This window comes from Pseudonocardia sp. SID8383, assembly GCF_009864975.1.
Taxonomy (GTDB): Bacteria; Actinomycetota; Actinomycetes; order Mycobacteriales; family Pseudonocardiaceae; genus Pseudonocardia; species Pseudonocardia alni.
On record NZ_WWFY01001143.1, the window covers coordinates 1 to 6,332 of the forward strand.

The following is a 6,332-nucleotide window of genomic DNA, read 5'->3' on the forward strand; positions in this document are numbered from 1 at the left end:
GGCGCACGCGGGCGCGTTCACCGACCTCGCCGCGCTCGACGCCGCGCACGCCGCGCTGGTCGAGGCGATGCCGCCGGAGCCGGCCGGCGGGCCGCGGATCGCGCACGGCGACTTCCGGCCGGGAAACCTGTCGTTCCGCGGAGGCCGGATCACCGGCGTCTTCGACTGGGAGCTCGCGGCCCTGGGGGAGCCGCTGGCCGACCTGGGGTGGCTGCTGGCGTCCTGGGAGCGTCCGGGCGACACCCTGCCCGCGATCACGAGCGGCCCGACCGCGGCGCCCGGCTGGCCCGACCGCGACCTCGTCGCCGCCCGCTACGCCGAGCGCTCCGGGCACGCGCTGGACCAGCTGCCGTACTGGGTGGCGTTCGCGCACTGGCGTTGTGCCTGCATCGGGACCGGGGTCTGGACGCGCTACGCCCAGGGCAACATGGGCTCGGGCGCCGAGTCCGGGGAGGCCCTGGAGCGCCGTCGCGAGCGCGTGGTCGCCGACGCGGAGGCCGCACTCGCCGCATTGCGGCGCGGGCCGACGGGGCGTCGTCGCGGGGCGTAGTCTGCTGCCCACCACAGGTGATCACCCGGCGCGGGTGGTCACCGCCGCGCGGCGCCGCACCGACGCCGCGCACGGCCCGTCCGCGACCGGGGGAGTACGACGATGTCCGAGGCCGACGACCGCACCCGAGAGATGAGCCGGGAGACCGCCCGGCCGCGTCCCCGCAGCGGGGTGAACCCCGGTCGGCTGTGGGCCGGCGGTGTGGCGACGGCGGTGATCGCCGCGTTGATCGCCCTGGTGGGGCTGCTGATCCTGCAGGTCCTGCTGCAGATCCCGTACCTCGCCCCGGCCGTCTCCGAGCCGCTCGACGGCTGGGCCGCGGCGCAGAGCCTGGCGATCTGGGCCGCGGTCGCCGGGCTGGCGGCGACCGGGCTCGCGCACCTGCTGCTGGTCGCGGTGCCGAGCCCGATGTCCTACTTCGGCTGGATCGCCGGGCTGCTCACCGCGCTGGCCGCGGTGTCCCCGCTGATCCTCACCGAGCAGCCCTGGGCCGTCCGCATCGCCACCGCGGTGATCCACCTCGTGATCGGGATGTCGATCATCAGCCTGGTGACGACGACGGTCACCAGCGCCACCCACCGGGCCTGAGCTCAGGCGTCGACGGGGACCCGGGCGTCGTCCAGGCGGACCGGCAGCGTCCGGTAGCCGCGCAGCACCCGGGTCCCGCGCAGCTCGGCCGGGCCGTCGGCGCGCAGGTCGGGGTAGCGGTCGAACAGCGCCCGCAGCCCGACCTCGCCCTCCATCTTCGCCAGCGCCGCACCCAGGCAGTAGTGGATCCCCTGGCTGAACGCCACGTGCCGGTCCGCGCCCGCGCGCCCGACGTCGAACCGGGCGGGGTCGCGGAACACGTCCGGGTCGCGGTTCGCGCCCCCGAGGTGGGTGAGCACCAGCGCGCCCCGCTTGACCGGGAACCCGCACACCTCGGTGTCGCGTGCGGCGACGCGACCGGTCCGCTGGACGGGGGAGTCGTAGCGCAGGACCTCGTCGACGGCGTTCGGCCACAGCGCCGGGTCGGCCTGCAGCCGGGCGAGCTCGTCGGGGTGGGTCAGCAGCAGTCGGGTGCCGTTGCCGATGAGGTTGACCGTCGTCTCGAACCCGGCGGCGAGCAGCAGCATCGCCAGCGACAGCAGCTCGTCGTGGGTGAGCCGGCCCTCCTCCTCGTCGTAGGCGGCGACCAGCGAGGACAGGATGGAGTCGTTGGGCTCCCGGCGCAGCCGCTCGAAGTGCCCGGCCATCCAGTCGGTGAGCGCGTCGATGTCGCGCTCGGAGCGGTGGAACGTCGCGTAGTCCAGGCCCATGTCGAGGGAGTAGGCGCCGCCCTCGCCCCACTCCAGGAACTTCTCCCGCATCTCCACCGGGGCGCCGAGCATCTCGGTGATGACGGTGGCCGGCAGCAGTGAGGCGTAGCCGGAGATGACGTCGGTGCGCCGGTCGGCGCCGGCCCGGGTCTCCAGGTCCGCGAGCAGCTGCGCCGCGATCTGTTCGGTGCGCCCGCGCAGCGAGGAGATCGCCTTGGCGCTGAACGAGCGGGTGACCAGCTTGCGGATCCGGTTGTGGTCCGGCGGGTCGATCGACAGCAGCGACGGCGGCTCGGCCGGCCCCAGCGGCCAGGTCCCGCCTGCTGCGAGCAGCGCTCGCAGCAGGCCCGGCGCGTTCTCCGGCATACGCAGCCCGACGCAGAAGTCGGGGCTGCGCAGCACCTCGGTGGTGATCTCGTGGTCGACCGTGGTCCAGGTCAGCGCCGAACGCACCATCCGGCCCTGTCCACGGATCTGCTCGTAGGCCGGGTACGGGTCCCGGACCGCATCCGGGTTGATGATCATGTGCGCGCCCAGGTCACCCTTGGCCGCCTGGCGGGTCACCTCCCGCCGCATGGCCCCGTGCCGCAGCACCCACCGGATCCACCGTCGTACTCCCCGCGATGCCGCCATCCCGGCCTCCCCGCCTCGTCGTCGAGCTCGGTTCCGAAGCTACCAGGAGTAAGTTACCGCGGGTAGGTACGTTTCCGGCCCCGGCGGACGGTGGGCCGGACCCCACCGGGTACCAATGGCGGGTGACCGCCGTCGGGGAGCCGCGCCTGCTCGCGGTCAGTGACCTGCACGTGCGGCACGCGGAGAACGCCGACATCGCCGCGGGGCTGCACCCGGGACACCCGGGGGACTGGCTGATCGTCGCGGGTGACGTCGACGAGCGGATCGAGAGCGTCGTCGCGACGCTCGCCGTGCTGCGGGAGCGTTTCGCGCAGGTGCTGTGGACCCCGGGCAACCACGAGCTCTGGACCCGCGCCAAGAACGCCCGGGCCGACGCGGTCGAGCAGCTCGCCGGCGTCGCCCGCTACGACGAGCTGGTCCGCCGCTGCCGGGATGTCGGGGTGCTGACCCCGGAGGACGCGTGGCCGGTGTGGGACGGCCCGGGTGGCCCGGCCGTCATCGCGTCGCTGTTCGTGCCCTACGACTACTCGTTCCTGCCCGCCGGCACCACGACCTCGGAGGAGGGGCTGGCCGCGGCGTACGCCGCCGGTGTCGTCTGCACCGACGAGTACCTGCTCCATCCGGCCCCGTACGCCACGCGGGCCGAGTGGTCCGCGGCCCGGGTGGCGTCGACGGCGACCCGCCTGGACGCGCTCGATCCGGACCTGCCGACGGTGCTGGTCAACCACTGGCCGCTGGTCCGCGAGCCCTGCGACGTCCTCTGGTACCCGGAGTTCGCGCTCTGGTGCGGCACGACGGCGACGGCCGACTGGCACCGTCGCTACCGGGCGCGGGCGGTCGTGCACGGCCACCTGCACATCCCGCGGACGGTCACGGTCGACGGCGTCCCGTTCGTCGAGGTGTCGCTGGGTTACCCGCGGGAGTGGCGACGCCACTCCGAGCGGGTCGGTGGCCACTTCCCGGACCTGTTGCCGCGCACGGTGTTGCCTGCGTCATAGTTAGGCAAGGCTTACCTTGCTATAGCCTCGGGGTCCGTCAACACCCGAGGAGAACGATGACTGCGCTGCGCGTCGCCGTGATCGGCGCCGGTCCGGCTGCCGTCTACGCCGCCGACACCCTGCTGAAGTCCGATGCCGACGTCGCCGTGGACCTGTTCGAGAAGCTGCCCGCCCCGTTCGGGCTGGTCCGCTACGGCGTCGCCCCGGACCACCCGCGGATCAAGCAGATCGTGCACGCCCTGCACCGCGTGCTGGACCGCCCCGGCGTGCGGCTGTTCGGCAACGTCCACTTCGGGACCGACATCACCCTGTCCGACCTGCGCGACCACTACGACGCGGTCATCGCGGCCACCGGCTGCGAGCGGGACCGGGATCTCGACGTCCCCGGCGTCGACCTTCCGGGCAGCCACGGCGCCGCCCGCTTCGTGCAGTGGTACGACGGCCACCCCGACGTGCCCCGGGACTGGACGCTCGACGCGTCGTCGGTCGCGGTGATCGGCGCCGGGAACGTGGCCCTGGACGTCGCCCGGATCCTGGCGAGCACCGCCGAGGGGCTGTCGGGCACCGAGATCCCGGACTCGGTCCACGCCGGGCTCGCGGTCAATCCGGCCACGGACGTGCACGTGTTCGCCCGCCGCGGGATCGCGCACGCCCGGTTCAGTCCGATGGAGCTGCGCGAGCTGGACCACGTGCCGGGCGTCGAGGTGGTCGTCGACCCGGCCGACGTCGAGTTCGACGACGTCGCCGCGGCCGAGGTCCGCTCGGCCAAGCACGTCGAGATGGTGGTGCGGACCCTGCAGGGGTGGGCGCTGCGGGACCGGCGCGGCGACCCGCGCCGGGTGCACCTGCACTTCCTCTCGCGCCCCGAACGGATCCTCGGCACCGACCACGTCGAGGGCATCCGGATCGAGCGCACCGAGTACACCGGCCACGGCGACGTCCGCGACACCGGCGAGTTCACCGACTTCCCGGTCGGTGCGGTCTACCGGGCGATCGGCTACACCGGCTCGCACCTGGCCGGGTTGCCCTTCGACCACGAGCACGGCGTGCTGCCGCAGCGCGAGGGACGGGTACACGACATCGACGGCCAGGAGATGCCCGGCGTCTACGCCGTCGGCTGGATCAAGCGCGGCCCGGTCGGGCTGATCGGGCACACCAAGGGCTGCGCCTCGGAGACCGTCGCGAGCCTGCTGGCCGACGCGCCGCAGCTGCCCCGGGCGCCCCGTCGCGACCCGGCCGAGGTCGACGCGCTGCTGGAGCGCCGGGGCGTGGCGTACACCACCTGGACCGGCTGGCTCGCGCTCGACAAGCACGAGCGCGGCCTCGGCGAGGCGCGCGGCCGCGAGCGGACGAAGGTCGTGCCGCGCGAGGACATGGTGGAGATCAGCAGGACGGGATGACCCTCCGGCCCACGACGCCGGATGCCGGGGTGGGTGGTCGCGGAACCCCGCGGCCGCCCACCCGATCACTCCCGCGGGTCCCGCGGCCCGGGCAGTGCCCGTGGGGGCCGGCGACCGACCGGCTCGCGCCGTCCCTGCTCCCGGGGCGGGACGAACAGCCACTACAGGATCCACAGCCCCGGGCCGCTGGTCAGCAGGATCGCGGTGGCCAGCCAGCCGTCGCGCCACAGGGCGCCGGCGACGATCCAGCCCGCGATCCACACCACCATCGCGACGAGCCGGATCCGGATGCGACGACCGTGCTCGACCGTCAGCGGCTCGGTCAGGTCGGTGACGACCCGGACCTGTTCGCGACGGCGGCGGCGCATGCCTCCCGACGCTACGCGGGCCCAGGGCGTGTCTCCCCATCCGGCGCCGCCGGGCCCGGTGATCCACGTCGTCGCCGGCAAGGCAGCCGGGCCGCTCTCATACCGGGCGTATTCGGGCGGTCCGGAAACGCCGCCGTCGGCGGCGTGGGCGCCGGGAGCGACGGTGGCGGATGGGGAGACACGCCCCTAGCCGCGCGTGCGCTCCCCGAAGCGTCGGCGGAACTTCTCGACCTGGCCCGCGGCGTCGAGGACCCGGGCGTTGCCCGTCCAGAACGGGTGCGACGCCGAGGTCGTGTCCACCTTGATCAGGGGATAGGTGTTCCCGTCCGACCACTCGACGGTCTCGCGCGAGGTCTCGGTCGACCGGGTCAGGAACTCGTCGCCGGTGGACGTGTCGCGGTAGACGACCGGGCCGTACGGGGGGTGGATGCCGGGCTTCACGGTGTTCCTCCTGCGTCGCGGGTGTTACCGTCGACAGTAATCGACAACGATTACTGTTTGCAGGAAGGGGTACCGGTGGACGGGTTCACGGTGGTCCGGTGCGGGGCCTGCGCCCACGCGCCCTCGGGGTTCGACGAGGACGCGCACGGCACCGTCGCGGCCCTGCCTGGTGTCGACGAGGTGCTGGTCGAGGGTCTGCGGGCGGTGGTGCAGGACAGCGCCCAGGGGGTGCTCGTGACCGCGGGGTGCCGGCTCGGGCCGGGGGTCTGCGCGGTGCGGCGGCCCGGTCTGATGGTGCTGGTGCAGGCGTGCGACGCCGCCCGCACGCGTCCCGAATCGCCGGTGGTCGCGGTCGGCCCGGTCCGCAGCACCGACGACGTCCGTGCGGTGACCCGCTGGCTGCAGGACGGCGGCGCCCCCGACCCACAGGCACTGCCTGCGCGGCTGCGCTGCGCGATCTCCCCGGAGGCCGCCCGCGGCTGAGGCACGCGGAGCACCTCCTCGGACCGCCGGCCGGTGACGTCGGCGCGGGGCGACAACTCCGTCGCGCGGCGCGCCCCGGTCGGGCAGGGTCGGGGAGTGAGCACCCTGCGCCGGGACCCGATGCCGTTGCGCGGCCGCACCGCGCTCGTGACCGGAGGCGG

The 6,332-nt window shown here is 74.2% G+C and carries 8 protein-coding genes; 5 read left to right on the forward strand and 3 right to left on the reverse strand.

Annotation, left to right across the window (positions count from 1 at the left end; all coding sequences use genetic code 11):
• Both GTW08_RS27720 and GTW08_RS27725 read left to right on the forward strand, forming a co-directional pair.
• Positions 1 to 550: phosphotransferase (locus GTW08_RS27720; RefSeq protein ID WP_161152733.1), on the forward strand; the 550-nt coding region annotated here is incomplete at its 5' end.
• 102 nt (positions 551 to 652) lie between these two features.
• The gene (locus tag GTW08_RS27725; protein WP_083658059.1) at positions 653 to 1,138 is read left to right on the forward strand and encodes a DUF6069 family protein; all 486 of its coding nucleotides are present in this window, start codon (positions 653 to 655) and stop codon (positions 1,136 to 1,138) included.
• Positions 1,139 to 1,140: 2 nt separating this feature from the next.
• On the opposite strand, the gene GTW08_RS27730 is transcribed toward GTW08_RS27725, so the two are convergent.
• Positions 1,141 to 2,481: a cytochrome P450 gene (locus GTW08_RS27730; protein ID WP_073574132.1), complete on the reverse strand. Its 1,341-nt coding sequence runs from the start codon at positions 2,479 to 2,481 to the stop codon at positions 1,141 to 1,143.
• Positions 2,482 to 2,603: 122 nt separating this feature from the next.
• On the opposite strand from GTW08_RS27730, the gene GTW08_RS27735 reads away from it, so the two are divergent.
• Entirely contained in the window at positions 2,604 to 3,479 is an 876-nt protein-coding gene (locus GTW08_RS27735) for a metallophosphoesterase family protein (RefSeq protein ID WP_073574131.1), read from the forward strand.
• 56 nt (positions 3,480 to 3,535) lie between these two features.
• A complete protein-coding gene (locus tag GTW08_RS27740) occupies positions 3,536 to 4,879 on the forward strand; it encodes an FAD-dependent oxidoreductase (protein ID WP_202417792.1) in 1,344 nt (447 codons plus the stop codon).
• A gap of 161 nt (positions 4,880 to 5,040) precedes the next feature.
• Here the strand turns inward: GTW08_RS27740 and GTW08_RS27745 are convergent, their stop codons facing one another.
• Together GTW08_RS27745 and GTW08_RS27750 are read right to left on the reverse strand one after the other, a co-directional pair.
• Positions 5,041 to 5,247 carry a hypothetical protein gene (locus GTW08_RS27745; protein ID WP_073574130.1) on the reverse strand — a complete coding sequence of 69 codons (207 nt, stop codon included), beginning with the start codon at positions 5,245 to 5,247 and terminating at the stop codon, positions 5,041 to 5,043.
• 186 nt (positions 5,248 to 5,433) lie between these two features.
• Positions 5,434 to 5,688 carry a type B 50S ribosomal protein L31 gene (locus GTW08_RS27750; protein ID WP_020624102.1) on the reverse strand — a complete coding sequence of 85 codons (255 nt, stop codon included), beginning with the start codon at positions 5,686 to 5,688 and terminating at the stop codon, positions 5,434 to 5,436.
• A gap of 75 nt (positions 5,689 to 5,763) precedes the next feature.
• Here GTW08_RS27750 and GTW08_RS27755 point away from each other — a divergent pair, with 75 nt between their 5' ends.
• On the forward strand, positions 5,764 to 6,171 hold the full coding sequence (locus GTW08_RS27755; protein WP_073574129.1) for a hypothetical protein: 408 nt from the start codon (positions 5,764 to 5,766) through the stop codon (positions 6,169 to 6,171).
• Positions 6,172 to 6,332: the final 161 nt, after the last annotated feature.

What these genes read in the sequence shown, in the direction of transcription:
- GTW08_RS27725 (WP_083658059.1), top strand. Translation starts at nt 653, where the DNA reads ATGTCCGAGGCCGACGACCGCACCCGAGAGATGAGCCGGGAGACCGCC.
- GTW08_RS27730 (WP_073574132.1), bottom strand. Translation starts at nt 2,481, where the DNA reads ATGGCGGCATCGCGGGGAGTACGACGGTGGATCCGGTGGGTGCTGCGG.
- GTW08_RS27740 (WP_202417792.1), top strand. Translation starts at nt 3,536, where the DNA reads ATGACTGCGCTGCGCGTCGCCGTGATCGGCGCCGGTCCGGCTGCCGTC.
- GTW08_RS27745 (WP_073574130.1), bottom strand. Translation starts at nt 5,247, where the DNA reads ATGCGCCGCCGCCGTCGCGAACAGGTCCGGGTCGTCACCGACCTGACC.